General features: G+C 39.8%; 1 protein-coding gene. It reads left to right on the top strand.

Going from position 1 to position 660, the window contains the following annotated elements; all coding sequences use genetic code 11:
• Positions 1–660 (top strand): type IV pilus assembly protein FimV (locus F7Q96_RS26460; RefSeq protein WP_211923533.1); only part of this gene is annotated, 660 nt, incomplete at both ends.

Consider the following 660-nt stretch of genomic DNA (forward strand, 5'->3'; position numbering starts at 1 on the left):
TACCTGAAAGTACTCAGTACACACCTACTGAAAATACATCAAACGTGGCTGAAACCACAGGTAATGAACATAATCTAAATATTAGCACTGGTACTGCTCCAGCTTTGACTAGTTCTAGCCCTGCTCCTGTGGCTCCTTTTCCCGAAAAACCTTCGACTCAAACACCTCAGCCAACTATAGCTACAATGAATATCGAATCATCGGCTGTAGAGAAACAACCATCGACTTCACTCACATCAAGTGGTGGCAATCAAACAACTACCGTCAAAAAAGCAGCGCAATCTAAAACTGCTCAACAAAAAAATGTATTAAGTAAAAATGCGTCGAAAAAGCAAAAAATTAGCACTTATAAAGGCCCGGCACCTACAGGTAAATATATCGTACAACGTAACGAGTCTTTATGGAGTATTGCCAATCGTATTGCAGCACAAACTAAACAACCTGTAGCTAAAGTCATGAGAGATATCCAAGCTCAAAATCGACATGCTTTTATTCAAGGCGATGTAAACCATTTACGTCAGGGAAGTTCGCTAAACTTAACAACAAATACAACTAAAGCTTCCCATTTAAAACCTAAATCGAGTGAAGCTCACTTGGCAAAACCCTCTTCTGGCAGAGCTAAATATCGTTTACAACAAGCTGAAATGAGCATTGTGGCAG

The organism is Cupriavidus gilardii (assembly GCF_008801915.1).
GTDB lineage: Bacteria > Pseudomonadota > Gammaproteobacteria > Burkholderiales > Burkholderiaceae > Cupriavidus > Cupriavidus gilardii.